The organism is Rummeliibacillus sp. BSL5 (assembly GCF_052928305.1).
On sequence record NZ_JAVGCV010000001.1, the window covers coordinates 1,582,905 to 1,608,641 of the forward strand.

Annotated in this window: 27 protein-coding genes and 1 pseudogene; 7 read left to right on the forward strand and 21 right to left on the reverse strand. The window is 38.5% G+C overall.

Annotated elements, in window-relative coordinates; translation table 11 throughout:
- Positions 1-252: 252 nt before the first annotated feature.
- The 3 genes from RCJ93_RS07990 (at position 253) to RCJ93_RS08000 (ending at position 4,621) form a co-directional block, all read left to right on the forward strand.
- Entirely contained in the window at positions 253-1,905 is a 1,653-nt protein-coding gene (locus RCJ93_RS07990; protein WP_446738764.1) for a peptide ABC transporter substrate-binding protein, read from the forward strand.
- A gap of 357 nt (positions 1,906-2,262) precedes the next feature.
- Positions 2,263-3,711, forward strand: a complete 1,449-nt coding sequence (gene pdxR, locus RCJ93_RS07995) for a MocR-like pyridoxine biosynthesis transcription factor PdxR (protein WP_446738765.1) — start codon at positions 2,263-2,265, stop codon at positions 3,709-3,711.
- 4 nt (positions 3,712-3,715) lie between these two features.
- Positions 3,716-4,621 carry a D-alanine--D-alanine ligase gene (locus RCJ93_RS08000; protein WP_446738766.1) on the forward strand — a complete coding sequence of 302 codons (906 nt, stop codon included), beginning with the start codon at positions 3,716-3,718 and terminating at the stop codon, positions 4,619-4,621.
- A gap of 355 nt (positions 4,622-4,976) precedes the next feature.
- Here RCJ93_RS08000 and RCJ93_RS08005 read toward each other — a convergent pair whose 3' ends face one another.
- Both RCJ93_RS08005 and RCJ93_RS08010 read right to left on the reverse strand, forming a co-directional pair.
- The gene (locus RCJ93_RS08005; protein WP_446738767.1) at positions 4,977-5,255 is read right to left on the reverse strand and encodes a hypothetical protein; all 279 of its coding nucleotides are present in this window, start codon (positions 5,253-5,255) and stop codon (positions 4,977-4,979) included.
- Between the two features lie 11 nt (positions 5,256-5,266).
- A complete protein-coding gene (locus RCJ93_RS08010) occupies positions 5,267-6,889 on the reverse strand; it encodes a pre-toxin TG domain-containing protein (protein ID WP_446738768.1) in 1,623 nt (540 codons plus the stop codon).
- Positions 6,890-7,569: 680 nt separating this feature from the next.
- On the opposite strand from RCJ93_RS08010, the gene RCJ93_RS08015 reads away from it, so the two are divergent.
- From RCJ93_RS08015 to RCJ93_RS08030, 4 genes are read left to right on the forward strand one after another with little or no spacing between them, the layout of a single operon-like run.
- On the forward strand, positions 7,570-8,214 hold the full coding sequence (locus tag RCJ93_RS08015) for a class I SAM-dependent DNA methyltransferase (protein WP_446738769.1): 645 nt from the start codon (positions 7,570-7,572) through the stop codon (positions 8,212-8,214).
- 2 nt (positions 8,215-8,216) lie between these two features.
- Positions 8,217-8,687 carry an S-ribosylhomocysteine lyase gene (locus RCJ93_RS08020; RefSeq protein ID WP_446738770.1) on the forward strand — a complete coding sequence of 157 codons (471 nt, stop codon included), beginning with the start codon at positions 8,217-8,219 and terminating at the stop codon, positions 8,685-8,687.
- A 15-nt stretch (positions 8,688-8,702) separates the two neighbouring features.
- Positions 8,703-9,626 carry a PLP-dependent cysteine synthase family protein gene (locus RCJ93_RS08025; RefSeq protein WP_446738771.1) on the forward strand — a complete coding sequence of 308 codons (924 nt, stop codon included), beginning with the start codon at positions 8,703-8,705 and terminating at the stop codon, positions 9,624-9,626.
- 2 nt (positions 9,627-9,628) lie between these two features.
- A complete protein-coding gene (locus RCJ93_RS08030) occupies positions 9,629-10,762 on the forward strand; it encodes a bifunctional cystathionine gamma-lyase/homocysteine desulfhydrase (RefSeq protein ID WP_446738772.1) in 1,134 nt (377 codons plus the stop codon).
- A gap of 295 nt (positions 10,763-11,057) precedes the next feature.
- Here RCJ93_RS08030 and RCJ93_RS08035 read toward each other — a convergent pair whose 3' ends face one another.
- The 19 genes and pseudogenes from RCJ93_RS08035 to RCJ93_RS08125 form a co-directional block, all read right to left on the reverse strand.
- A complete protein-coding gene (locus RCJ93_RS08035; RefSeq protein ID WP_446738773.1) occupies positions 11,058-11,495 on the reverse strand; it encodes an SMI1/KNR4 family protein in 438 nt (145 codons plus the stop codon).
- An 8-nt stretch (positions 11,496-11,503) separates the two neighbouring features.
- A complete protein-coding gene (locus tag RCJ93_RS08040; RefSeq protein WP_446738774.1) occupies positions 11,504-11,953 on the reverse strand; it encodes an HNH endonuclease in 450 nt (149 codons plus the stop codon).
- A 29-nt stretch (positions 11,954-11,982) separates the two neighbouring features.
- Entirely contained in the window at positions 11,983-12,438 is a 456-nt protein-coding gene (locus RCJ93_RS08045; protein WP_446738965.1) for a pre-toxin TG domain-containing protein, read from the reverse strand.
- 27 nt (positions 12,439-12,465) lie between these two features.
- Positions 12,466-12,639, reverse strand: a pseudogene (locus RCJ93_RS08050) (recombinase family protein); the annotation flags it as partial.
- A gap of 460 nt (positions 12,640-13,099) precedes the next feature.
- Positions 13,100-13,549 carry an SMI1/KNR4 family protein gene (locus RCJ93_RS08055; RefSeq protein WP_446738775.1) on the reverse strand — a complete coding sequence of 150 codons (450 nt, stop codon included), beginning with the start codon at positions 13,547-13,549 and terminating at the stop codon, positions 13,100-13,102.
- Positions 13,550-13,564: 15 nt separating this feature from the next.
- Positions 13,565-15,157, reverse strand: coding sequence for an HNH/ENDO VII family nuclease (locus tag RCJ93_RS08060; protein WP_446738776.1), 1,593 nt, complete (start codon positions 15,155-15,157; stop codon positions 13,565-13,567).
- 472 nt (positions 15,158-15,629) lie between these two features.
- Positions 15,630-16,460 carry a flagellin Hag gene (gene hag, locus RCJ93_RS08065; RefSeq protein WP_150283670.1) on the reverse strand — a complete coding sequence of 277 codons (831 nt, stop codon included), beginning with the start codon at positions 16,458-16,460 and terminating at the stop codon, positions 15,630-15,632.
- A 145-nt stretch (positions 16,461-16,605) separates the two neighbouring features.
- Entirely contained in the window at positions 16,606-16,818 is a 213-nt protein-coding gene (gene csrA, locus RCJ93_RS08070; protein WP_147194788.1) for a carbon storage regulator CsrA, read from the reverse strand.
- Between the two features lie 4 nt (positions 16,819-16,822).
- Positions 16,823-17,260: a flagellar assembly protein FliW gene (gene fliW, locus RCJ93_RS08075; RefSeq protein WP_251645406.1), complete on the reverse strand. Its 438-nt coding sequence runs from the start codon at positions 17,258-17,260 to the stop codon at positions 16,823-16,825.
- 13 nt (positions 17,261-17,273) lie between these two features.
- Positions 17,274-17,828 (reverse strand): DUF6470 family protein, encoded by a 555-nt coding sequence (locus RCJ93_RS08080; protein ID WP_446738777.1) that lies wholly within the window; start codon positions 17,826-17,828, stop codon positions 17,274-17,276.
- A 54-nt stretch (positions 17,829-17,882) separates the two neighbouring features.
- The gene (gene flgL / locus RCJ93_RS08085; RefSeq protein WP_147194797.1) at positions 17,883-18,752 is read right to left on the reverse strand and encodes a flagellar hook-associated protein FlgL; all 870 of its coding nucleotides are present in this window, start codon (positions 18,750-18,752) and stop codon (positions 17,883-17,885) included.
- A 17-nt stretch (positions 18,753-18,769) separates the two neighbouring features.
- Positions 18,770-20,365: a flagellar hook-associated protein FlgK gene (gene flgK / locus RCJ93_RS08090; RefSeq protein ID WP_249775479.1), complete on the reverse strand. Its 1,596-nt coding sequence runs from the start codon at positions 20,363-20,365 to the stop codon at positions 18,770-18,772.
- A gap of 29 nt (positions 20,366-20,394) precedes the next feature.
- Positions 20,395-20,889: a flagellar protein FlgN gene (locus RCJ93_RS08095; protein ID WP_446738778.1), complete on the reverse strand. Its 495-nt coding sequence runs from the start codon at positions 20,887-20,889 to the stop codon at positions 20,395-20,397.
- 12 nt (positions 20,890-20,901) lie between these two features.
- Positions 20,902-21,165 (reverse strand): flagellar biosynthesis anti-sigma factor FlgM, encoded by a 264-nt coding sequence (flgM, locus tag RCJ93_RS08100; protein ID WP_150283665.1) that lies wholly within the window; start codon positions 21,163-21,165, stop codon positions 20,902-20,904.
- A gap of 170 nt (positions 21,166-21,335) precedes the next feature.
- Positions 21,336-21,752: a TIGR03826 family flagellar region protein gene (locus RCJ93_RS08105; RefSeq protein WP_066784569.1), complete on the reverse strand. Its 417-nt coding sequence runs from the start codon at positions 21,750-21,752 to the stop codon at positions 21,336-21,338.
- A 128-nt stretch (positions 21,753-21,880) separates the two neighbouring features.
- Positions 21,881-22,480, reverse strand: a complete 600-nt coding sequence (locus RCJ93_RS08110; RefSeq protein ID WP_446738779.1) for a ComF family protein — start codon at positions 22,478-22,480, stop codon at positions 21,881-21,883.
- Complete coding sequence (locus RCJ93_RS08115) at positions 22,477-23,919, reverse strand: DEAD/DEAH box helicase (protein ID WP_446738780.1); 1,443 nt, start codon at positions 23,917-23,919, stop codon at positions 22,477-22,479. Before RCJ93_RS08115 ends, RCJ93_RS08110 begins: the two co-directional genes overlap by 4 nt.
- Positions 23,920-24,043: 124 nt before the next feature.
- On the reverse strand, positions 24,044-24,886 hold the full coding sequence (locus RCJ93_RS08120) for a DegV family protein (RefSeq protein WP_446738781.1): 843 nt from the start codon (positions 24,884-24,886) through the stop codon (positions 24,044-24,046).
- 131 nt (positions 24,887-25,017) lie between these two features.
- On the reverse strand, positions 25,018-25,647 hold the full coding sequence (locus RCJ93_RS08125; RefSeq protein WP_150283662.1) for a nuclear transport factor 2 family protein: 630 nt from the start codon (positions 25,645-25,647) through the stop codon (positions 25,018-25,020).
- Positions 25,648-25,737: the final 90 nt, after the last annotated feature.

A 25,737-nucleotide genomic window follows, 5' to 3' on the forward strand; every position in this document is an offset into this window, starting at 1 on the left:
TTCGCTAATTGCATAAGATGAAAAAGAGAAGTGAGAAGCCACTTCTCTTTTTTATTATCTAGTTCTCTCCTCTTAAATATATTTCATATTCCATAGAACGATATATTTCGATATGCGAAATAATAGTGCTGAATATTCATTAAATTTTAATAAATTTAATAATTCTGTTTTATTCTACTTTATCCTTTGATATAGTATTAATAGTTACTCTTCTCAAGTAGCTAAATTTTTCATTAGATAAGGGGGATTTTTATGAAGAAAAGGTTTTTATCGCTTGTGCTATTATCAGCTTTAATGCTAGTACTTGCTGCATGTAACTTCGGCGGAACGAAAGAAAAAGATACCTCTTCCGGCGGGCAATCATCTTCTGGCACTACCAAAAACGAAGATAAAACGTTAAATCTTTCAATTACTTCTGAACCACCAAGCTTGAATCCACAGTTGGCAACGGACAGTACTTCTGGTGCTATCATTCGTGCAGCGTTTGAGGGTCTTACTCGTGTAGATAAAGACGGTAATGTTCAAAACGCAATGGCGGAGGATGTAAAAGTAAGCGATGATAAATTAACGTACACATTCAAGTTGCGTGAAGCAAAATGGTCAAATGGCGATCCAGTTGTAGCTGGCGACTTCGCTTATGCTTGGAAATGGGCTTTAGATCCAAAGAACGCTTCTGAATATGCTTCAATCCTTTACCCTATTAAAGGCGCAGAAGCATTTAACGGTGGGAAAGGTTCTGCTGATGATTTAGGCATCAAAGTAGTTGATGAGAAAACATTAGAAGTAACACTTGAAAACCCAACTCCTTACTTCTTAGAATTAACAGCATTCTATACTTATATGCCTGTTAACGAAAAAGTAGTTAAAGACAATAAAAAATGGTTCGCTGAAGCTGGCGATACTTATGTAACAAACGGTCCTTTCACGTTGAGCGACTGGAAACACAATGACTCAATCACTCTTAAAAAGTATGCTGATTACTGGGATAAAGACAACGTAGCTTTATCTACTGTTAACGTTAAAATGGTTGAATCTGAAACAACTGCTAACCGTATGTTCAAAAGCGGAGATCTAGATTACTTAGGCTCTCCATACCAAACTGTTCCACTTGATGCAATGGATGGTTATAAAAAAGACAAAACTTTAAAATCTATGCCATATGCTGCTATCTATGAGTACAAATTCAATACAAAAGGTAAATTCACTAAAAATGCAAACATCCGTAAAGCATTATCTTACGCAATCGACCGTCAAGGCTTAGCTGATAATGTATTAAAAGGCGGACAAAAACCAGCATTGAGCAATGTACCAGTTGCAATCGAAGGATTTGAAGATGAAAACAACAAATTCAAAGACAACGATATCGAAGCAGCGAAAAAAGCACTTGAAGAAGGTATGAAAGAATTAGGTATCAAAAAAGCTAGCGATATCAAAATCGGCATTTCTATCAACACAAGTGAAGCACACGCTGCTATCGCACAATATATTCAAGAAGGCTGGCACAAAAACCTAGGTATCGAAGTGAAAATGGATAACTCAGAATGGCAAGTATTCCTTGATAAAGTAACTGCCCTAGATTATGATGTAGCGCGTATGGGCTGGATCGCTGACTTTAACGATGCTTACACATTCCTAGAACGTTATGATACTGCTAAAAATGGTAACAATGATACTGCTTGGGAAGATCCAAAGTACAAATCTTTACTAGTTTCTGCAACAAAAGAAACGGACGAAAACAAACGTCTTGATTTATTAAAAGAAGCTAACACAGTGCTAGCTGAACAAATGCCAATCGCACCAATCTACTTCTATGTAAACAACTATGTAGAAAAAGATTATGTGAAAAACATGGCACCAAACAAGCTAGGTGAAATTGACCTTAAAGCTGTAGATATCGAAAAATAACTTTAAAAAACTGCTTCCACCGTTAATTCGTTGGAAGCAGTTTTTTAGTTTCCTATAGTTTTGTATAATTTATAATAAAGAATACACTGGTTATTTAACTTCTCATTTAAATCACTTAACTTTCGTCGATCTTCTCTTTTCCCACTCCTGCTTCCCTACTTTGTAAAAAAGGTACCACAGAAATTAATGCCAGAGTACAACTCATTGTGTTGGATTCAATAAAACATCAATAATAAACTTCTCTATCACTGCCTCTAATAACTTAGTGGCCAACCACAGGATTGGAAAAATACATAATACGTGGACCTTTCGAAATCAATTCAGAAATGTAAAAATGTTATTAAGGGGATGAATTCATTGTTTAACGATTTTAAGCTAACGGAAGACCGTCCTATATATATTCAACTGAAGGATTATCTTAAAAGGATGATTACCAACGGACATTTACTTGAACACCAAAAGCTTCCATCTACCCGAGAATTCAGCTCATTATTATCCATCAGTCGAAATACCGTTCTAACGGCTTATACAGATTTGGAGCAAGAAGGGCTTATCTATGCAGTGAAAGGAAAAGGACACTTTGTAAGCCATGTTGAAACATTCAAATCCCAATCCATCCATTTGAATTGGACGGAAAAGATCAATGGGCAAACCTTTCTAGCAGAAAAGATGGACCTCATGAAGCATGGAGTGGGCTGGAAAAAAGGAATGATCTCATTTACTAGCATCGCCCCCGATGAAAAGCTTTTTGATGTAGAGAATTTCAAAAGAGCTTTTTTAAATCGGATGTCCCTAGAGGGAGATATTGTTCTCAACTACGGCTATGCAAAGGGCTATAAACCACTTATCGAATATCTGCTTCATTACATGGAGATTAAAGGAATCGATACTAGTAACAAAGATATTTTAATTACAAATGGATTTACAGAAGGCCTTGATTTACTTTTATCCTCTTTAAATAAAAAGAATGGCCGTCTTATTTGCGAAAATCCAACCCATCATTCTGCCCTTAAGCTTTTTCAATTACACGGCTTTGAAATCGATGGAATTGAAATGGAAAACGATGGTGTTAATGTGAAGAAGTTAGAAAAATCCCTATCCGAAAAGGAATATGATTTTGCTTACTTGATTCCGTCTTACCATAATCCAACGGGTATCGTAACATCCTCAGAAAAAAGGAAGAAAATGATGGATCTGTTTTCATCCTATCAACTGCCAATTATTGAAGATGGATTTAATGAAGAATTACGTTACTCAGGATCACATCTAGCACCGTTAGCTGCCTTTGGTGGACTTGGCAATAACGTCATATATATTAGTAGCTTCTCTAAGATTCTTTTTCCTGGCTTACGGGTGGGGTGGATTTTAGCAGACAAAGAGTTGATTTATTACTTGGAAAGTATGAAAAGAGCTCGTACCATTCATACATCAACATTAGATCAAGCAGTGTTATATCAATATTTAAATGATGGCTATTTTGAAAAATATATAAAAAAAGCAAAAGCAGTCTATAAGAAAAAATATGAGCTTGCTGTCCATTATTGTAAGCAATATATCCCCTGTAAACGGATAACTGGTGACGGCGGACTACACCTTTTTATAGAACTAAATAACAATATAGATACACAAAAGCTCCTGGAAGCATGTTACCCAAAAGGCGTTGTTTTTTCGATAGGCCATGTATTTTATACGGACAATAATGGAAAACATACGCTGCGTTTAGGCTTTTCTAGGCTACAAGAAAACGAGATTGTTGAAGGAATTAAAATTATAGGAAACACCTTAAAAACTAATTTTGGAGGTTAAACAAATGAGAGTTGGCGTCATTATGGGAGGGATTTCCTCCGAGAAGCAAGTTTCAATCATGACAGGTGAAGAAATGATGGTACATTTAGATAAAGATAAATATGAGGTCGTAACGATTCGGATTGAGAAAAAAGAAGACCTAATAGAAAAAGCACGGAATCTTGACGTTGCATTATTGGCGCTACATGGTAAATATGGTGAGGATGGGACTATTCAAGGTACTCTAGATACTTTAGGCGTTCCCTATACAGGAAGCAATGTCTTGTCCAGCAGTTTATGTATGGATAAGAATATATCGAAAAAGGTCATCAGATATGAAGGCGTACAAACACCTGATTGGATTCACCTTTCAAATAATGATGAACTTAATCTGGACGAATTAGATCAATTGGGATTCCCTGTAGTGGTGAAACCTAATTCAGGCGGTTCGAGTGTAGGTGTAAAAATTGTGTATGACAAGGAATCAGTTAAATCAGCGATAGCAGACGTATTCAAATGGGATACAGAAGTGATTATTGAAAAGGTTATTTCTGGTGAGGAAATCACTTGTCCTATATTGAATGGAAAGCTTTTACCGACGATTTCAATCCGGCATCAGGGTGAATTCTTTGATTACACCTCGAAATATGATGATGCAGCTACCATTGAAGAAGTGGTTCAGCTCCCTATTGAAACACATAATCGTGTTGCTGATGCAGCCATCTCTTGCTATAAGGCATTGAAATGTAGCGTTTATGCCCGAGTAGACATGATGATTTACAACGGTGTTCCCTATGTGTTAGAAGTTAATACGCTGCCAGGATTAACAAAAAATAGTCTAATGCCCAAAAGTGCAGAAGCAGCAGGTATACCTTACTCTCAATTGCTTGATTCTATTATTGAAAGTTCACTTCAAGCTAGGGAAAATTAAGCCTAGTTGTGGGGATTGTGATCCTTCTGTGAATGGGATTGAAATGTTTTAGAAAAAAACCGAACGAAGGTGAAAGTTAACTTCACTTTGTTCGGTCATTTTTTTATTTTTCTAGGTTGAATTCTGTGAGAGTATGCTTCAATATGATCTAATTTTATCTTAAATTCTTAATTTCATTAAGCACTAAATATATTTAATTGATATTCAAGTGCTCGTTATATGTCTATTATGGGAACTTTACGATAACTTTAATTGTCTGAGAAATATTGTTGTTAGAAGTTTTGATAACTCTAAATACCTTAAAAAATGCTAGTGTGTACAAGTACCTTTATATGCATACACTTTTCAAAAAGAATTATTCCATAAATAATTCCTTTATCATTTTTTCAGCTTTATGCATTTCTGCTAATAACTGATTTTGATAGTCATTGTAACTATCCATATAAGCACGTACACCGCCCAATATGTTAATCTCCTTAATATCCTGGTGATTTTCTAATATGGCTAGTGCTTTTATATATCTTGTATATATTAGTTGTAATATACCACCACTTTTGATTTCATCTGCATAACCTTCCTCGAAATTATTTATTACTACTTTTATCTGATCAATTATCTGCTTTTTCTTGTACATTATATCTTCCCCTATCTGCTTGGTACTTTTCTAGTTTCTTTTATCCATTCAGATGGCCAATCTTGCGGTAACAATATTTGGTCTCCATTTCCTTCTAATAATGCACCACTTTTTGTATATTGCTTCTCAACTTTACCTATATTCAAAACTTGTCCTTTCGGTACTTCTATTACTGCTTCAAATTCTCGGGTGTTTTTCCAATCAGGAACTAATGCTGTACTTGTTTTTGCATTTATTCTATTTCCAGCAGGGCTAGTAGTCACAAATGAACCTGTTGCTCTTGCCCCACCTCCATATGTTCTATAAAAGATGATTTTTTCTTTCGTGATTACTGTCCTATAATTACAATCAGTAAATGACTCACTTATCCATTCTGCCAAATCTACCTTTTCAATTACTTCTACTTTATCATCAATAGCCGTTGAGTAATTACCATATGATTTACTTGTACCCTTACCAGCCATTACCCCATCCTTCTCGGCCTGTTTGATAGCTAGATACTCATCCGCTTTCGCAGGGAGTTTGCCTGATGGAAGTCCTCGTTCTACACCAGTGACTAGATTTCCAGCGTTTGTTTGAACCGCACGGACTTCGATTGGACGGAGGGCATTGTCGATAAATTTGGCGGATTGGCGGACTGTTTGTTGACCTGTCTTTGATGTGACTGCAGCGAGAACGGGATGCTTTAGGGTGAATTTCAGCTGATCGCCATGGGCTTTTCCTAGATTCCTCGCATGTTCCAGTGTCGACTTTAAGGCAGATCCCCCTGCATTCTCAACAGTTTTATAGGCTGATTTCATTACATTCGCAAGAGCTGGCATATTTTTTAATAAGGCTTTTCCCGCAGCTGCGCCGGCACCAGGTACAATCGCAAATGCGCCTCTTACTAGGCGTTCGTTATCCGATAGTTTTCTGCCGGAAATGAGATCTTCTCCTGTGATGGCTCCTCCGACATCAATGGCTGTATAGGCAGCACCTGCCACGAGCCCAGCGGGTGGACAGACAATCGTTAAGCCCACCACAACTCCTGTCGCAATTAAATTAAACCAAAATTCCTTCTTCTCCTGTCCCGCACGAATCCCTTCATATTCAAAGGCACCACTATTTAAAGCGGCTGTTTCGTAATCCTCTTGAGACGCTTTGACATCTGGATTTTGGAGCTTCCACGCCTCATATTCAGCTTTTAGGTTTTCAGAATACTCCGTGTCCGCTTCATATAAATCCGTTAACTTGATTTCCTTTTTATCGTGTCTATTAAAAAAGGGCCCTGTTTGAACATTAATCGTATTCGCTGTTGTGTACGCAGAAACATTCATATCCGCCATCATTTGCATATATTCATCGATGCTTTTATAGAAAGGTTCATCTACTTTTTCATCTATAATTTTACCAATTCCCTTGGCATAATTATATAATTTTTTGTACTTCTCGCGTATGGATTTCGCTTCTGATTGGTATGTCTGGGGGCTAAAAGAAATGGCTCTATCGATATCTTTGTCTGCTATTTCTCTCTTCGAGTCCTTAAATAGGTCATCTGCATGCTCATACTTATTGTCATACTTGTACGCTTCATTCACTTTTTCCAGTGCAGAAGCTATACTCTTCCACTTTGCCTCTTCATAGAGAATCTTCATGCTACACCACCTTATAAAACAAATTAAGATTAATTCCTCAATTGTAAAAAATTTATAATTTCATTTTAAAAAAGGATAGTATTGGCGTCAATGAGCATTCTAGGTCAGAAGAAATTTTTCTAAAGGATTTTATTTATTAAAAGAATCTCATTAAATTATTGAAAACGAAGAAAATAATAGATTAGTTAGATTTTTCCGTGCAAAATTACCTATCATTAATAGATATACATATTCCTATTCATCTATACTTAAATACCCTGTGCACTCTTCTTATAGCCTAATTCAATAATGCCTGTTTATAGAAAAAGGGACTCTTCAGTATCGGAGAAGAATTCTAGCTGAAACAGAGCTGTGTATATACAAGGTTTAATTGGGCTAATACTGTGTGTCTCTCTAAGTATGAGAAAACTTATATTATTCAATCACTCAATGACTTTAGGGATTTAAAAAGAACAGTCAAAATCCTTGATCTCAACATATATTAAATCAATCGGTATAGTCATTATAAAGCTACCTGGTTTACAAAATGATTGATCAGAGATAATCACTTTTGTTGTAATGATATCTCACTATTTTTGATGGCATGAAAAATCAGGTTTTTGACATTCTTGATTTTTCTGAAAACATCTGGTAGTCTAATTTTAATTCCTAGTAAATTAATCTGAAAAGAGGGGATGAGTATGGGAAGAGAATTCAACGACTTGTTTGATCAATGGGCCCAGACATATGATGGAACGATTTCGGGCCATGATCTTGAATATACAGAAGTGTTTACAAGGTATGATGAGATTTTAGAGGAAGTGGCAGACCGAGCATCCGGTTTTGTTATTGAATTTGGTGTAGGAACCGGCAACCTGACGAGCAAGCTTGTCAGCAAAGGAAGTGAGGTCTATGCTGTTGAACCATCCCAAGGGATGAGAGAAAAAGCAAAGGAGAAGCTCCCTGATCTCACGCTGATTGACGGTGATTTTCTTCAGTTTCCCAATCCTCTCGTAAAAGCCGATGCAATTGTCAGCACCTATGCATTTCATCATTTGACAGATGAAGAGAAAGATAGAGCGATTGGCCGTTTTCATGAAGTGCTCAATGAGAATGGGAGAATTGTTTTTGCTGACACTGTTTTCTTGGACGATAATGCCTATAAAGCAAAAATCAAAGAGTCCGAGGAAAAGGGTTTCTTCCGGCTTGCCGAAGATTTAAAGAGTGAGTACTACACGACCATTCCGGTTCTGACCAAATTATTTGAGAAGAATGGTTTTTTAGTAAAATTTGAACAGCAAAATGAGTTTGTCTGGCTCATAGATTCAATAAAAAAGGAGAGATAACTATGGCAGCACAACAAAAGATGAATGTAGAAAGTTTTAATCTCGACCATACAAAAGTAGCAGCACCCTATGTCCGACTTGCAGGTGTCAAAGAAGGGATCAACGGAGATGTCATCCGCAAATATGATATTCGCTTTTGCCAGCCGAACAAGGAGCATTTAGAAATGCCCGCTTTGCACTCGCTTGAGCATATGATGGCAGAATTCAGCCGCAACCATTCCGATAAAATTGTCGACATTGGACCAATGGGATGCCAAACAGGCTATTACATGGCGTTAATCAACCATGATGATTACAACGAAGTACTCGAAATTCTTGAAAAAACACTGAATGATGTTCTGGTAGCGACCGAAGTACCAGCCTGCAACGAGGTACAATGCGGCTGGGCAGCGAGCCACAGCTTGGAAGGTGCAAAAGAAGCAGCAAGAAAAATGCTGGCAAAAAGAGACGAATGGACAGAAGTATTTGCCTAAAAATGAGGGAGCAGCATGAAGTACGCAAAAAATATTCAACAATTGATTGGCCATACTCCTTTGCTTGAATTGACTGCCTTTCCTTTGCCTGAAGGAGTCAGACTGTTTGCCAAATTGGAATTTTTCAATCCTGGTGGCAGTGTAAAAGACCGGCTGGGTCAATATTTGCTTGAGCAGGCTTTTCGTTCAGGAGAACTGCAGAAAGGCGGCACGGTGATTGAACCAACTGCTGGTAATACTGGCATCGGCTTGGCGCTTGCAGCCATCCATTACGGGGTGAAAGCTGTGTTCGTCACCCCAGAGAAATTTAGCCAAGAAAAGCAAATTTTAATGAAGGCGCTTGGAGCAAAAGTGGTGAATACGCCGACAGAGCTCGGGATTGAAGGCGCCATAAAGATAGCAGAAGAGCTTCTTCAAACAATTCCTAATTCCTATTATCCAGGACAATTTCGGAATGAATGGAACCCTGCCACTTATTATGAAACACTCGGTCCTGAACTTGTGGAAGCAATGGAAGGACAGATTGATATATTTGTAGCGGGAGCTGGATCAGGCGGGACATTTACCGGAACTGCCCGCTATTTGAAGGATCACGTTCCCGGAGTCCGCTGTGTCGTGGTAGAACCTGAAGGATCCATATTGAACGGCGGAAAGCCAGGAAGCCATGAGACAGAAGGAATTGGCATGGAATTCCTTCCCCCATTTATTGATACTGCATTATTTGATGGAATTCATACGATTTCTGATAAGGATGCATTCCATTATCTGAGGGAAGCGGCAAGATTAGAAGGCCTATTGGTCGGGAGCTCTTCCGGTGCTGCCCTGGCTGCAGCGTTGAAGGAAGCGGAACAAGCGGCTCCAGGAAGCCATATTGTCACCATTTTTCCTGATAGCAGCGAACGATATATAAGTAACAGAATATATGACGAGGTGAAATAAAGATGAAAAAGAAAACACAATTAATACATGGTGGAATCAGCAGTGACCCATATACTGGTGCAGTTTCAATACCGATCTACCAGTCGAGTACATTCAAGCAGGACGGCGTCGGCAATTTCACATACGAATACGCAAGAACAGGCAACCCGACGAGAGAAGCGTTGGAAAAGCTGATTGCTGATATTGAAGGCGGTGCTCGGGGATTTGCATTCGGATCTGGTATGGCTGCCATTACAGCAGTAGTCCATTTGTTCTCATCTGGCGACCATCTGATCTTAACCGATGACGTGTACGGTGGTTCCTTCCGTGTCATGACAAAGGTATTCAACCGTTTTGGCATTGAGGTTTCGTTTGTAGATACAACAGATCTAGATGCAGTTAAGTCGGAGATTCGTCCTGAGACAAAGGCCATCTTTGTAGAGACGCCTACGAATCCTCTATTGAAAGTGACGGATATTAAGGCGGTCAGCGCAATTGCGAAAGAGCATCATTTACTGTTCATCGTTGACAACACATTTAGCACGCCTTACTGGCAGAACCCGATTGCACTAGGCGCGGATATTGTCCTGCACAGTGCGACGAAGTATCTTGGTGGTCATAGTGATGTCGTAGCTGGTCTCGCCGTAACGGCAACAGAAGAGCTTGGAGAAGACCTCCATTTTATCCAAAACTCTACCGGCGGGATACTAGGACCACAAGACAGTTGGATTTTAATGAGAGGCATCAAAACGCTCGGTATCCGCATGGAAGAAATCGAATCGAACACAAAAGCGATTATAGAGATGCTTCAAGAAGAGGAAGCGGTCAGCAAAATCTTCTATCCGGGTCTTGCAGATCATCCGGGACATGAAGTCCACCAATCCCAAGCTGGCGGATTTGGAGGCATGGTCTCCTTTACCGTGGAAAACGAAGAAAAAGCGCGAGAAGTTGTGAAAAATGTTCGCTACTTCACATTGGCAGAAAGCCTTGGTGCTGTCGAAAGCTTGATCTCTGTTCCCCCTCTCATGACTCATGCTTCAATTCCACGAGAACGGAGATTAGAACTGGGCATTGAGGATGGACTTGTACGGATTTCGGTTGGACTGGAAGATGCCGAAGACCTTGTGGAAGATTTGCGCTCTGCTCTGAGACAATAAGGAATACTAAAAAGCTGCGAAATTTTATTCTGCAGCTTTTTTGTGACTAATCATATATGTGGACCATGAAAGTGCTCGAGGTTTTATTTCACAAGAGAATACACATAAGTAGAACACCTGTTGCTCAAAAGGCAATCAGGTGCTTTCTCAAAAAGCCTATACTGATATTTTTTATTATTAATCCCAGATACTCCTTGAAGGTACAAGTAGTTGATTCAAATAAAGTAAAAAACCTTGAAAGACAGTTCATAGCCAATCAAGGTCAATTATTTTTTACTTCTTCTTCCAATTAAGCCTAATCCTCAATTAAATCTATATAATATTCATTATTATTGAGAAACTTTTTAAAAAAATCCTCTAACGATTCAGCTATTTGAATATCAAAATAATATATTGGATTATTAACTAATTGTAAATCTATTGAAATATAAACACCCTCGTTTACTTCAAAGAAAATAAGTTTATCTTCATCATCAAAAAGTTCATCTAAATCTGGGTCAAATTCAAAAATACCTTCTCTTAATCTAATATCTGCTACAGCCCCTGGTCCTAATATTCTATTTATTGCATTAGCACTTTGACCTTTAATAAAACCATAACCAACTTCTAAATATAACTGTTTTAAATCATTTGGAAAACTGATATCCATTCTTTGTTCAGCTTTTAAAATATCATCTTCAGGTACCTTATAAGTTTTATTTTCTAGCTCATTAATAAATTCAAAATCAGCCATATGCTATTTTACCTCCTTGGAAATAGTTTACCTGATGGAGCTCCCTTTCCATGTATCCCAGCTTGGTGTTCGTTAGGATATTTTGCTGGATGAATATTCCACCACTCATGAGGGCCACCAAAGTTGTTCTCTATGATATGATGGGCATCATACGGTTGACCGATACTCCGAGCAACCTCTCCATTCTTATCAAGCACTTCTTCTGTATATCTTGGCCATTTTTGTTTGGTTTTTTCTTCCCATTCTGCAATCAATTTATCTTTCAAGCTCGAAGTAAATTTGCTTCTATGCTTAGCTGTCTCTTTTGGTGTCAATTTTTCATAGTTTTTGGATCTCAAGGCTTCTTTTATAAGATGAATCTGCTCTTTATTAACCTTTCGTCCAGTTTTAGCCTCTATATCCCTCAGATAAGCTTTTGCTAAATCCTTATTAAGTTCACCCGTACCCTTACCAGCCAATACCCCATCCTTCTCCGCCTGTTTGATCGCTAAATACTCATCCGCCTTCGGCCTGATGGAAGTCCTCGCTCTACACCAGTGACTAGATTCCCAGCGTTTGTTTGAACCGCACGGACTTCGATTGGACGGAGAGCATTGTCAACAAATTTGGCGGATTCACGAAGTGTTTGTTGGCCTGTCTTTGATGTGACTACAGCGAGAACGGGATGTTTCAGGGTAAATTTCAGTTGATCGCCATGGGCTTCCCCTAGATTCCTCACATTTTCTAATGTTGATTTTAAGGCAGATCCCCCTGCATGCTCAACAGTTTTATAGGCTGATTTCATTACATTCGCAAGAGCTGGCATATTTTTTAATAAGGCTTTTCCCGCAGCTGCGCCGGCACCCGGCACAATCGCAAATGCCCCTCTTACTAGTCGTTCGTTATCAGAGAGTTTTCTGCCGGATATGAGGTCTTCTCCCGTGATGGCTCCTCCGACATCAATGGCTGTATAGGCAGCGCCTGCCTATAGGCCCACCCTGTCTATTTCTAATGCTTCTTCATTTAGTTTTGCGCCACTAATTCCTTCATCTCTAAAAATTTGTATCAAGTTCCAGCCTTGTTCTTCTCAATATGCTTTAATTTCATCTTCTTGATATTTCAAACTGTATCCATTTTTAGCTTGCCCTTGAGTCGAAACCCGTATATATCCTACAACGTTCGATTTCTCACCCTCCCGTTACATAAATTTTAATTTGTGTAACGCTTTTTAACGAATAGCGAGTATTATACGACCGTCTCTAGTAAATCCCCGTCATATAAAATGTCATCTCGTCTATTTATCGTTCTTCTCACAAAATCCAAATATAAAATAAACTCCATGATGTACTACTTTCATGAGGTATGAATTTCAGTTAAGCAACATTCATGTTATCTAAAGCATGAATGTCTCATTAAAAAACGAAAAACACCTGTTACCTAATAGACAATCAAGTGCTTTATAGTTAGCTATATAAAATACTCCATTAGATTAAAACGGCATCTCGCATAATTATATGGAAATTTTTTATAAACAAGATATCATTATACAAACTCTTGATGGTACAACCATCAAGAGTTTTTGATTTTCAGCCATCTAATTTATAATTTCTTTTTATTTATCTATCTTAAAAATCTTCTTCCCATGCTTCTTTTGCATCCAACAACCTTTGTGATAAAAACTCATAAAAATCCTTTGCTGTATTGTAATCATCAAGCCCCCCTGGTCTATTCCACGCTATTACCGGGCACTCTTTATTCTCCATTTCACTGATATATAGACAATAAGCATATTCTCCAGCATCTTCAATAACTACTAAATCCTTGTCCATTCCTAAATCTCTATATCTCTTTGTATTAACAACAACAGTAGCTCTATTTAACTTAGCCACTCCTAAAATATTAACTCCATATAACCCACCAGAACCATAGGTAGTTAAAAACCACTTATAACTTTCTGGTAATTCCACCCCTAGCTCATTTTGGATAGAATTAATTTGACTTTCATCTACTCCACCTGTAAAGTCATCTGATTCCTTATGTTCATTAATAAAGTGTATTAATTCCTCTTTATCCAATCAAGATTCCTCCTTTTACAATTCACTTTTATCTATTTGTTTAGCTCTCCATCTCCAATATTTACTTCTAAAGTTGTCATATTGCTTTTTTAATACAGGGACATTTCTAAAGCTCCCACCATTCTCCACCAACCCATGCAAAATTTTATTATATTCATCATGCATACTTGCAGGAATTTCTACCATTGATCCTGGCTCTCTTTGGATTAAATGATGAAGTTCTATAACCGTTCCATCTTTCCAAATCGGTGCTCTTCCTTTTTTCATTAATTGAAAATTTGTCATGCCAGAATCAGGATCGATTCTCTTATAATCGATATCAATCCTTTGAAAAACCCGTCTGCTAATATCTCTTTCTTCTCCATTAACCTTTGTTGTCCCAGTATATTCCACAGCTTTATAGTTTTTATACTCTTTACCTGTACCCTTACCAGCCAAAACCCCATCCTTCTCCGCCTGTTTGATAGCTAGATACTCATCCGCCTTCGCAGGGAGTTTACCTGATGGAAGTCCTCGCTCTATACCAGTGACCAGATTTCCAGCGTTTGTTTGAACCGCACGGACTTCGATTGGACGGAGGGCATTGTCAATAAATTTGGCGGATTCACGGACTGTTTGTTGACCTGTCTTTGATGTGACTGCAGCGAGAACGGGATGCTTCAGGGTAAATTTCAGCTGATCGCCATGGGCTTTTCCTAGATTCCTCGCATGTTCCAGTGTCGACTTTAAGGCAGATCCCCCTGCATGCTCAACAGTTTTATAGGCTGATTTCATTACATTCGCAAGAGCTGGCATATTTTTTAATAAGGCTTTTCCCGCAGCTGCGCCGGCACCCGGCACAATCGCAAATGCCCCTCTTACTAGTCGTTCGTTATCAGAGAGTTTTCTGCCGGATATGAGGTCTTCCCCCGTGATGGCACCACCGACATCAATGGCCGTGTAGGCAGCGCCTGCCACGAGCCCAGCTGGTGGGCAGACAATCGTTAAGCCCACCACTACTCCTGTCGCAATTAAATTAAACCAAAATTCCTTTTTCTCTTGACCCGCACGGATTCCTTCATATTCAAAGGCCCCGCTATTTAAAGCGGCTGTTTCGTAATCCTCTTGAGAAACTTTCACCTCTGGATTTTGCAGCTTCCATGCCTCATATTCAGCTTTCAGATTATCAGAATACTCCGTGTCGGCTTCATATAAATCCGTTAGCTTGATTTCCTTTTTATCATGTCTATAAAAAAAGGGTCCTGTTTGAACATTAATCGTATTCGCTGTTGTGTACGCAGAAACATTCATATCAGCCATCTTTTGCATATATTCATCGATGCTTTTATAGAACGGTTCGTCTACTTTTTTATCTATAATTTTACCAATTTCCTTGGCATAATCATATAATTTTTTGTACTTCTCGCGTATGGGTTTTGCTTCTGGTTGGTATGTCTGGGGGCTAAAAGAAATGGCTCTATCAATATCTTTGTCTGCTATTTCGCTCTTCGAGTCCTTAAAAAGGTCATCTGCATACTCATACTTATTGTCATATTCGTGTGCTTCATTCACTTTTTCCAGTGCCGAAGCTATGCTCTTCCACTTCGCCTCTTCATAGAGAATCTTCACCTACTGCAACACCTCTTAAAACAATTGGGAAGCAATCATTACATTTCCCCAATTGTAAAAAATTTATAATTCCATTTTAAAAAAGAGAAATATAGCCGTCAATGAGTATTATAGTTTAGCAGTTATACCAGCAAAGCATAATATTCTAAAATCAATCATATTAAGTTGTTAAATATGCAGGAAATAGATAGATGATTTAATGTTATGTATGCAAAGATATCTATTTTACAATCAGTTGATAAGTATTTTGGTATATATTTAAATTCTTAATTAATCATAATTAGACTTACTCAAAAAAGTAATTAATATTTTATAATAAGTACAATATAATGTAGGTAAAATTACCTTTTTATGTATTAAACATTTAAACAATAAGATTTTAGCACCTTTTAAAAATTCAAAAGTAAATAAATAAAGACCCTAGGATAATCCCTAGAGTCCTTTTAAATTAATCTAAGCGACTATGCTAAGATTAACGAAGTAATTGAAGTACACCTTGTGGCTGTTGGTTAGCTTGTGCCAACATAGCTTGAGCTGCTTGAGAAAGAATAGAGTTTTTAGTTTGCTCCATCATTTCTTTCGCCATATCCACATCACGAACACGTGATTCTGCAGCAGTTAGGTTTTCAGAAGCATTGTTCAAGTTATTGATAGTGTGCTCTAAACGGTTTTGGTTTGCACCAAGTTTAGAACGAGCAGCAGAAACTGTTTTAATTGCAGTATCAACTAACGCAATATCAGTATCAAATTGACCAGTTGTTCCATCAGGAGCTAAAGCACTTACTCCTAAATCAGCTGCACTGAATCCTTTACCTGTTCCAGCATCAATAGTTAATTGAAGTGTTTGCGTTGCATTAGCACCAATTTGGAAATCCTCTTCAAAGGTACCATCTAATAATTTTTTACCATTAAATTCTGTACGAGTAGAGATACCTGTTAACTCTTTATTTAATTCTCCAATTTCATCCTTGATTGCTGTAAGGTCTTCGTCAGCTAATGTTCCACCATTACCAGCTTGAACGATTAGTTCACGTTGACGTTGTAAGATAGAATGAGTTTCACCCAAAGCACCTTCAGCAGTTTGGATTAAAGAAATAGCGTCTTGAGAGTTACGAGATGCTTGATCTAATCCACGAATTTGTCCACGCATTTTTTCTGAAATTGATAGACCAGCAGCATCATCGCCTGCACGGTTAATACGAAGGCCAGAAGACAATTTTTCCATTGATTTTGATTGTGCGTTTGTTGCACTATTCAATTGGCGGTGTGTGTTAAGAGCTGCAATATTGTGATTGATAATCATTATAATTTCCTCCTTGGAATATACAATCCACATCCTTGTGGATCTCAGTGTTTTGACAGGGAATTAAGCCGGCCGGTCTCTTTTCCCTGTTACATACTTACTATCGGAGCATTACGTAATTGTTTAATAGTTTTAGTTAAATTTTTTACTTTTTCTTTTTAAATATGTCTAAATTTTGGAGCACCGCTTCCGTATTAGATTGTGACACTTCTGTTCGGAGTTCTCCCCGTACTATTCCAATGTTTTTAGGAGCTTTGATACCAAGTTTAATTTGGTCCCCTTTAATTTCAGTGATGACAATTTCCACGTCGTCCCCTACCCAAATAGTTTCGCCGACTTTACGTGATAGTACTAGCATCTCTTCACCCCTCTACGCTTTCTGTTGAGATAAGGTGTCGTATTGCATAATCTTCGTTATTTAATATAACTTGTTTTGCCTTGTTATTCGTTGTATTCCAAACAATTGGGGCTTTTAAATTAATCGTAGATTGCTCAATTGATTCTTTTAATGAAACAATTGATAGCACTGCAACTTCCCTAGGATCATTTATTTGCAGGGAGTGCGTGATGATTTCGTCGATTTCAAAGCTGTAGTTAGTTGTAATGTCAAATGGATTAGTCACAATAAAGGCAAGTTCTGCTGTTTTAATCGATTGCAGGACATGGAATGCCGTATTATCTTCAATCGGGAGTAGCACAAACCCTTTTTCATCCTCAAAACCTGGTATGCCATGTTCGAAATGAAGAATTTGAGATGATTCAATCTCTACTTCCCCTAAATAGGCTGTTAAAATATTCATGTTTAATCTCCCCTTACACTTGCCAATCTATTTTTAATGAAGGGTATTGAAGCATTTCTGTTGTCACTTTACCCGGTGTGTATTCATGGATTGGCTTATTGATTTTCGTGTTGTTAATTACTTTTTGCGGTTGGGCTTCTATATTTACCTTTCCCGGTTGGAATGAAATTTTAACGCTGCCTGGTGAAGGGATAAACTTAATACCTAAGCTAGAATAAGGCTGTCTGCCAGACTGTTTGGCATGCATAACAATTGGATTACCCCCATTCTCAATATGCATCAAGTCGTCACCTTCACCCGCCCTTCTTGAAATCCCCTCTAAGAGCTGCCCTCTGCTATAACTAGCAACTTCGGCCGTACGCCGTATGCTACTCATCAAATCTAAATCTGCACGTGCTTCTATTGTATCGATGGAAAGCTCCGGCTTTATCGTACTAATTTCAAGGATCGCGGCTGGTTGCTCTAACTCCAGCTCAGCCTGAGGCTGTTGAATTTCTTGAATTGGCTGCTGAATGTTTAAACCAAGTTTGCCTTGCGTTGATTCAAGGTGCAATTTTGGCATGTCCATAAAATATCACCTCTCAAAAGAAGCGTTTGGAAAAATTCCAAACGCTTCTTCATCTTATCGTAAAAAATCTGTCAATGACGGTTGAATAATACGAGCTCCTACTGATAATGCAGCTCGGTGGATAGATTCTTGTGTGATCATATTAGTAATCGCCTTTTCGTAATCTACATCTTCATTATCTGACATTTGCTTAGTTGCAGAGATTTCTTGTGATGCCAGGCGATCTTCCATCAATTCTACACGATTTTGACGAGCCCCAATATCTGACCGAATCGTCAATAATTCATTACTATTTTTATTAAGCTCGGTTAAGGAGTTACTAAAATCCTCAGTTGTTGTAGCACTATCTAACCTTGCAAACATATCATCAATACTTTGGAATGTGTTGAGTGGTGTAATATTTGATTGCAAAGAAATTCCGTCAAAAATCTCTATATTTATTGTCTTTTCAAAAGCAGGATCGGTTGAATAAGTCCCTGTAGTTTTATCAAAAGGAGGTACATTTGTTTTAGTACCACTAAAAATATATTTCTCTCCGATTTTTGTATTGGACATATCTTGCACATGTTGTCGTAATTGTTTTAGTTCGGCCTTTATTTTATCACGGTCCTCTTCTGTGGTAGTTCCATTTGCCGCTTGAACTAGTAAATCATTCGTGCGCTGCAATGCAGCATTTACTTTATCCAATGTATTATCAGATGTATCCAGCCAATTATTGACTTCACCAATATTACGCTCATACTGCTCTATTTTGCCAAGTGCTGTACGGTAGTTAATCCCTTTCATAACAACAACAGGATCATCTGAAGGGCGGTTTACTTTTTTCCCTGTTTCCACTTGGCGTTGTAGATCCCCCATTTTGCCGTAGCTACTTGATAGATTGCGTAGCATATTGTTTGAGAGCATCGATTGTGTTACACGCATCTCACTTTACCTCCTACTTACAGACCAACTCGGCCCATACCGTTAATGATCTTATCTAATATTTCATCGATTGCCGTAATCATACGAGCTGATGCGCTGTATGCTTTTTGGAATGTAATCATATTTGTCATTTCTTCATCCAAGGATACAGAACTTACGGATGCTCTGCGTTCTGTGACAGATTGCAGCAATGTTTCTGAATTATATTGCAAGCGGTTTGCTTGTTGGCCGTCGACTCCTAGCTGACCTATTAGTCCCTCAAAGTAGGATTGCGTGCTAACGCCACCTAAATCTGTCAGTGCTGAAAATTTCATATTTGCTAGTTTTTGAGCAAGTTTTCCATTACCAGGTTCCGCATCTGTAGAATCAGATGCAGCAATTAGCTTTGGATCTTTAACAATCGTCTCATTCACGACAATATTACTAGCAGACATGCCACTTGATGCGTCTTTTACTACAAAGAAATCCTGTCCTTGAACACCATTCAAATCTGTACCAGTTTTGTGAATCTTATTAAACTCTTCTGCAAAAGCCTTAGCCATTTTATCTAAGTTAGCTAGCATTTCTGGCAATTTTCCCGTAACGGTTCCAGTTGATGTACCGTCTACACGATAGCCGTAGGAATTAACTAATGATTTTAACTTGCCTGTTTCCGTAAACTTGTTTGCTAAATGAACCTCTTCCCCTTCTGCTGACCAATCGTTGTTAACTGGTTTATCAATTGCCTTTTTATCGGCATCCAGTTCTTTTTTCACAAGGTAAAAGCCTGTAACAGGTTCTGTCGGTGTTACGCCGTCTGTTGAACCTTTTGTACGCAATTCAGCATGATCTGCCCCATCTACCAATTTCAACTTCGTACCATCAGCAAGTTTAATAGAAACAGTAAGAGAACCTTCCGAAATAGCTAATGCGTTGCCGCCTGATTTTTGATATTCCAAATCAATCGGAAAATAGCTGGATAGCTCATCAACAAGATTATCTCTCGCATCATACAAATCATTTGGTAAGTAACCGTTTGGTTCCACATCTTTGATTTGTCTATTGATATTGGCAATTTGTTCGGCAAGTGAATTAATATCCTTTAATGAGATACCAATTTCTTTTCCCGTGTTATCTTGCACTTGTTTAAGCGATGTTGCCATATAGTTAAATGAATCTGCTACCGCCACGCCACGTTGAACAACAACGGCACGTGCTCCACCGTCTTCCGGATGTACGCTTAAGTCCTGCAATGAATTCCATAATTCATTCATTGTTTGGGCAAGTCCATAATTGGATGGTTCGTTTAAGATATCTTCCATTTGTGTAATGACTTGCGATGTGGATTGCCAATAACCAAGTTTATTAGTCTCTTGTCTATATTGGTTATCGACAAATTTATCGCGGATTCTTTCTATTGAGCCTGCTTCAACGCCCGTACCTAAAAACCCAGGCATTTGTGGCGAATTCGTTCCTGTACCTGGGAACCCTTGTGTCGGCTGCATGTTGACGCGTTGACGTGAATAGCCGATCGTATTGGCATTAGAGATATTATGGCCAACTGTGTAAAGTGCTTGTTGTTGGGTTGTAAGGCCGCGTCTGCTTGTTTCTAAACCCATAAAAGTGGAGCCCATTCTTTTTCCTCCTATAGCAATTCGTGCATTTATGCTTGCGAATCAAAATTAGTTTTCGGCAAATGGCTGCCTCTGGCTTCGTTTTTCGAATAATTCACTTGATTTTGCCCTGGGCGCATCAAGTCGAGCGTCATATTGACATATTGTAATGATTGGTAAATCATTTTTTGATTTAAATCATTTTGCTGCTTCAGTGAATCTATGAGACTAACTAAGCGATCGCTAGCCTCTTTCAATGCATCTTTTTCATCTTGTCTGCTAGCTGCTTCCATAACTTGTACAACAGTATTACTGCCAGAGGAAGCAAATCCCTTTGCTTTGAAGTAATCCGTTACTGCCTTCTGGCGCTGTTGTTCAAGCTGCGATATGGCTAGTACATGTGCTTGCTCGTCTTTCAAAATTTGGTCGAGAGCTTCCATATCGCCGACTTTGATTAGATCTGTTTTGCGATAAGCTAGTTTGAGCAGGCTTTTATGCATTTTTTCAAGTTTATCCATGCTGGTTAACAGCGGCTCTATGGACATGTTCTCTCTCCTTTATTTGCGGTAATAACGCAATAAGTCTGATGCTAATTTATTTGCGTCGACTTTGTAATTGCCTGATTCCACTTGTTCTTTAATTTGATCAATACGTTCTGCACGGTCGGTGCTGTAGCTTTTGATTCCTTGAAGGTCTTTCGCTGCAGATGAGATTTCAATTTGGTCCGTCATATTGACCGTACTCTTCTTTAGTTTCTCTGTTTTTAATGATTGGTTTTGATATGGATTTACTTTGTTCACACCATAATTTTGAATTTTCAACGTAATGACCTCCTCTTTTTTATAATCGTATACTTTTTATTTCGGTACAATTTGGTGAATGTTAAGCCAATACGCGATAAAACGAAAGAGTTCCTATTGTTTGTTATTTAGTATAGTACTTTTTTCTAATTAAAAACCTTCATTCGCCAAAAGGAATGAAGGTTTATGCTTTATTTATTATTTCTGTCAGATAAATAAGTTGCCTTATCTTGATTCTCTCTTGCTTGCCTGAATTCACGTGCCGCATTAAATTTATTTAGGTCTTTTTTCAAACCATCTGCACATTCGTTACAAAGCTTTCCTGAAGTTGTTATGCGCCCGCATTGATCGCACGGGTATCCTAAATTTGGGAATAAGGCCGGTTGAAGCCTATTTTTTCTAACCCATTTATATAAAAGCTCTTCTTCCACGCCTGTGACTTCAACAATCCGTTCAACTGTCGCCGCGCGGTTTTCTCGTTTACGCAAAAAACGGTAGACAACTTCATACATATTTTCTTCATCCTGAGTGCACTTCGGGCAAACTTCCCTTACACCGGTATAGTTAAAGAAGCCGCCGCACTTCGGACAATTTCGCAATTCTCCCATTGTCATTCCTCCAACTTATAGCCACTAAGACTTTTGGCATTCTATGGACATCATAGCAAAACAAAAAGCATATGCCTATAGAAAATTAAGTGAAAAGTCAATAAGAGTTTATATTACTACAAGTAAAATTATCCTTGAATCAGTGCAAATGACGTTACTGTCCTCGCCCCTGCTTCCCTTAGTAACGCAACAGCATGTTTCAGGGTTGTTCCTGTTGTCACAATATCATCGACCAACAAATAATCGATATGTTCTATTTGACAATCTTCCGTTAAACTGAAAAATTGCTCTGATTGCTCCCTCTCCATTTTTGATTTAGTCGCCTGGTTTTGCGTAGTCTTTTTCTCTAGGCAATGTGTGTAAGGGATGCTGGCAGCCCTCAATAGTTCGTCCACCTGAGCAAATGTCCGTTCTTTTTTCTTTAAAGGATGCATAGGAATTGGAACAATGGAGGTAGAACTATTTTTCAAATAAGTAGCAATGTCTGACCGAAAAACTTCTGCCAAAACAACATCCTGCCCAAATTTGAATTGGTGAAGATAATCATGCATCGCTTCATTATAGTGATATAGCGCAAAGACATCTTCATATTTTTGCTCGCTGTCTTGTACCCGCTCAAATTTCCTCAAGCACTTCTCACAGACAACAGGCTCGGGCATTGAAGTAAACAGCAGCTTCCAAGTAAGTTGTTGACGCAATGGTGCTGAGCATAAATAGCAGTGCATCATTGAATCACTTCCATTTCGTTCAGCTTTACGATTTCCCTTCGTGCCTCATCCATTTCCAACGTAATGCCATGATGGAAGAATACTAAATCTCCTGAAGGATGGTCCGCTGAGCGGCCGACACGTCCACCAATTTGTATGAGTGCACTTTTGTTGAAAATGGCACTTTCCGAACCAACCACCGCTACTTGCACTCGTGGAATGGTGATGCCACGTTCTAAAATAGTTGTAGTCAAAAGCCCTGGTATTTTACTCTGCCTTAACAATAGCACCTTTTCTTTTCGGACTGAGTCCTCTGCGTGAACAGCTTGTATAGCTGGATGCAATTGCTGAAATAAACCAACCGACTTTTCCATTAGCTCAATTGTAGGAAAAAAGACTAAAAAAGGTTCTTCATTCTCCAGCCGATCACAGACCCATTGCTTTAGCTTTTGAGGTATTTTGCCTTGTGTAAGTTTCTTTTGATAACTGAACAATGAATCAAAACGCGGCACAGGTAAAGGGTGTGTATGATATCTTCTAGCAATAAAAGAATATCCACCATTGCTTTTTTTAATCCTATTTTTCAATTCATCAGATGGTGTTGCGGTGACATAAAGAATGGGTGCTTCCAGTTTCTTTGCTTTCTGCACAGCTTCTTGTAATGTTTGATCAAATGTATATGGAAAGGCATCCGCTTCATCAACTATGACTACATCAAATGCCTCTTCAAAACGGTAAAGCTGATGTGTCGTTGCAATGATGAGTTGGGAATAGCGTTTATCTACCTCCGCTCCCCCATAAAGTGCTTGTACAAATGTTTGTGGAAACACTTTTTGAATCCGCGGAGCAAGCTCGAGCACTACATCTGTTCGAGGCGTCGCCACACATACTCGTTTATGGCTCTTTAAGCATTCAGCAATGACCGGGAATAAAATCTCAGTTTTCCCCGCGCCACATACTGCATGCGTAAGATGATCTCTACTTAGGCGTACACTTTCTATCAGCTCGACAGAAGCTTTTTCTTGCTGAGGTGTAAAGGTACCTTCCCATATAAACGTATTTCCTTTTGTCACTATTTTCTTTCGAGGACCAATCCATTTTATTAATTGTGTACAGGAACTGACTCTGCCCATGTTAATGCAATGCCTGCAATACACACATGTTTGTTCACACTTTGCACAATGAAAACATGCGAAAAAGTGTTGGTTTATATTGCGACAACGATTACATTGCCATTTTTCTTTGGAAAATAAATGATTAGTTGTAGAGATTAATTGAACGCCAGAGATGACTTCTACATAGCCAAGCTCAATTTGCTGATCGATTGTTTCATTTCTTAAAAATGATTGATTGCGTAGCCATAGCCTGCCAGTTAAAAAGTCTTGAAACTGATGATGCAAAAGGTGTAAAGGGGAAGATTGGGTAAGAATAAGCTGTGATTTGTTTAACTGAAATCGCAATGATTCCCTCCAATTCTGGGGTTGGATTGAATTAAGTTTAGCGATATTCAAGAGTCATAACAAGGGATATTTCATAAAAGAAAAAATCCCGATAGACAAACTTGCATCAACGGGATTTTAACAATTATTTTCGATACCATCCAAGCCCAAGTGAACCTTCGCCAAGATGCGTACCAATGACAGGACCGAAATAGCTTAATGTAAATTCAACGGATGGATATTTTTCTTGAAGGACATGCATCCATTCTTTCCCTTCCTCTTCACAGTTACCATGGATGACGGAAGCTTTAATATTTGAATGGACTGCTACATCTTCTCCTAGTAAATCTTCTATACGCTTAAGCGCTTTTTTACGTGTACGGATTTTTTCAAATGGGACAATCACTTTATCTTGGAAATGCAAGATAGGTTTTACTTGCAGCAACCCACCGATTAAAGCTGATGCTGCTGACAGGCGGCCACCACGTTGCAGGTGCGCCAAATCGTCCACCATAAAGTAAGCACGAACTGTTTTTTTCATTTCTTCAAGTTTCGCTATGATTTCTTTTGCAGAAGCACCTTGTTTGGCCATTTTACCTGCCTCAATGACATAGAAGCCTTGGACGTAACAGGCAATTTCACTATCAAAACCATGTACATCTAAATTTTTGACCATCTCACCAGCTTGTACAGCGCCTTGATATGTTCCACTAATACCACTTGATAAATGGATAGTTACGACTTCATCATAGTCTTTCGCTAGTTTTTCAAACAAGGAGACAAATTTGCCGATTGGCGGCTGCGATGTTTTAGGAAGCTCTTTTTCTTCCCGAACTTTTTTATAGAACGTCCCTACGTCTAGATCGACACCTTCCTCATAAGACTCTCCCTCAAAAATAACGCTTAGTGGGACTACATGTATATTTAAATCTTTTATTTCATCCTCTGACAGATAGGCTGTGCTATCTGTAACGATGGCGGTTGTCATTAATTGTTCACTCCCCTACCTACATAAATACAATTCTATAATAGATCACTTGTTATGTTCAATGGGAAATAGCTAAACCCGGCAAAACAAAAATGAACGCAAAGATTTCTCCGCGTCCATTAGCAGTACTTCTATTTTTTTGTTCCCATGACATAGACAGCAGAAACGCCCCATTTGCCGTTCTCCTTCGTCATCACTGTCACTTGGTTGAGTGGTTGTGTGAAGGAGTTGCTATCTTGTTTCACAACTGTTTTGATATTCGCAAAAATTTCTGCGTAATTGTCCTTGTATTTCTTCAAGGTAATATTTTTAGCGGTACGCTTTACATCATAGTCTTTAAACGCTTGTTTAGTGTAGTCAATTTCTTCTTTATAATCGAAGCCTTGTGGTTTATCAGCAATGGTTTTGGCATATCGATCAATATCTTTATCATTAAAAGCAGCAATATATTCATCGAAGACGGCTAATATAGCTTTTTTCTCTTCAGCTGGCGCTGTTTGATCTTCATCAACTTTACCGTCTGAATTTAGCTCAAAACCTACACCTTCATCATCTGAAGAGACAGATGGTTTCGCGGCCTGTTCATTCGTTTCTGTATTTTGTTTCGTATCGGAAATACCGTGATTAATCGCGTTATTTTGAGATGTATAATCACTATCTTTGGTCGACCCTGTATTGCTACTCGCTTTTTCATCGTTGTTGCCACATGCAGCTAGCATCAACGCACATACACCGATTAGCGCTATCTTTCGTAAAAACATGGATGAGGCCCTCCTACTTTGTATTCAGCAAACATATTGACGTCAAACTAATTAATATGTTTCATTTCAAACAATATCAGTATAATCCAG

Coding starts and splice junctions, on each gene's coding strand:
- RCJ93_RS07990 (WP_446738764.1), top strand. CDS start 253: ATGAAGAAAAGGTTTTTATCGCTTGTGCTATTATCAGCTTTAATGCTA.
- RCJ93_RS08000 (WP_446738766.1), top strand. CDS start 3,716: ATGAGAGTTGGCGTCATTATGGGAGGGATTTCCTCCGAGAAGCAAGTT.
- RCJ93_RS08005 (WP_446738767.1), bottom strand. CDS start 5,255: ATGTACAAGAAAAAGCAGATAATTGATCAGATAAAAGTAGTAATAAAT.
- RCJ93_RS08010 (WP_446738768.1), bottom strand. CDS start 6,889: ATGAAGATTCTCTATGAAGAGGCAAAGTGGAAGAGTATAGCTTCTGCA.
- RCJ93_RS08015 (WP_446738769.1), top strand. CDS start 7,570: ATGGGAAGAGAATTCAACGACTTGTTTGATCAATGGGCCCAGACATAT.
- RCJ93_RS08020 (WP_446738770.1), top strand. CDS start 8,217: ATGGCAGCACAACAAAAGATGAATGTAGAAAGTTTTAATCTCGACCAT.
- RCJ93_RS08025 (WP_446738771.1), top strand. CDS start 8,703: ATGAAGTACGCAAAAAATATTCAACAATTGATTGGCCATACTCCTTTG.
- RCJ93_RS08030 (WP_446738772.1), top strand. CDS start 9,629: ATGAAAAAGAAAACACAATTAATACATGGTGGAATCAGCAGTGACCCA.
- RCJ93_RS08035 (WP_446738773.1), bottom strand. CDS start 11,495: ATGGCTGATTTTGAATTTATTAATGAGCTAGAAAATAAAACTTATAAG.
- hag (WP_150283670.1), bottom strand. CDS start 16,460: ATGATTATCAATCACAATATTGCAGCTCTTAACACACACCGCCAATTG.
- csrA (WP_147194788.1), bottom strand. CDS start 16,818: ATGCTAGTACTATCACGTAAAGTCGGCGAAACTATTTGGGTAGGGGAC.
- fliW (WP_251645406.1), bottom strand. CDS start 17,260: ATGAATATTTTAACAGCCTATTTAGGGGAAGTAGAGATTGAATCATCT.
- RCJ93_RS08080 (WP_446738777.1), bottom strand. CDS start 17,828: ATGGACATGCCAAAATTGCACCTTGAATCAACGCAAGGCAAACTTGGT.
- flgL (WP_147194797.1), bottom strand. CDS start 18,752: ATGCGTGTAACACAATCGATGCTCTCAAACAATATGCTACGCAATCTA.
- flgK (WP_249775479.1), bottom strand. CDS start 20,365: ATGGGCTCCACTTTTATGGGTTTAGAAACAAGCAGACGCGGCCTTACA.
- RCJ93_RS08095 (WP_446738778.1), bottom strand. CDS start 20,889: ATGTCCATAGAGCCGCTGTTAACCAGCATGGATAAACTTGAAAAAATG.
- RCJ93_RS08105 (WP_066784569.1), bottom strand. CDS start 21,752: ATGGGAGAATTGCGAAATTGTCCGAAGTGCGGCGGCTTCTTTAACTAT.
- RCJ93_RS08110 (WP_446738779.1), bottom strand. CDS start 22,480: ATGATGCACTGCTATTTATGCTCAGCACCATTGCGTCAACAACTTACT.
- RCJ93_RS08120 (WP_446738781.1), bottom strand. CDS start 24,886: ATGACAACCGCCATCGTTACAGATAGCACAGCCTATCTGTCAGAGGAT.
- RCJ93_RS08125 (WP_150283662.1), bottom strand. CDS start 25,647: ATGTTTTTACGAAAGATAGCGCTAATCGGTGTATGTGCGTTGATGCTA.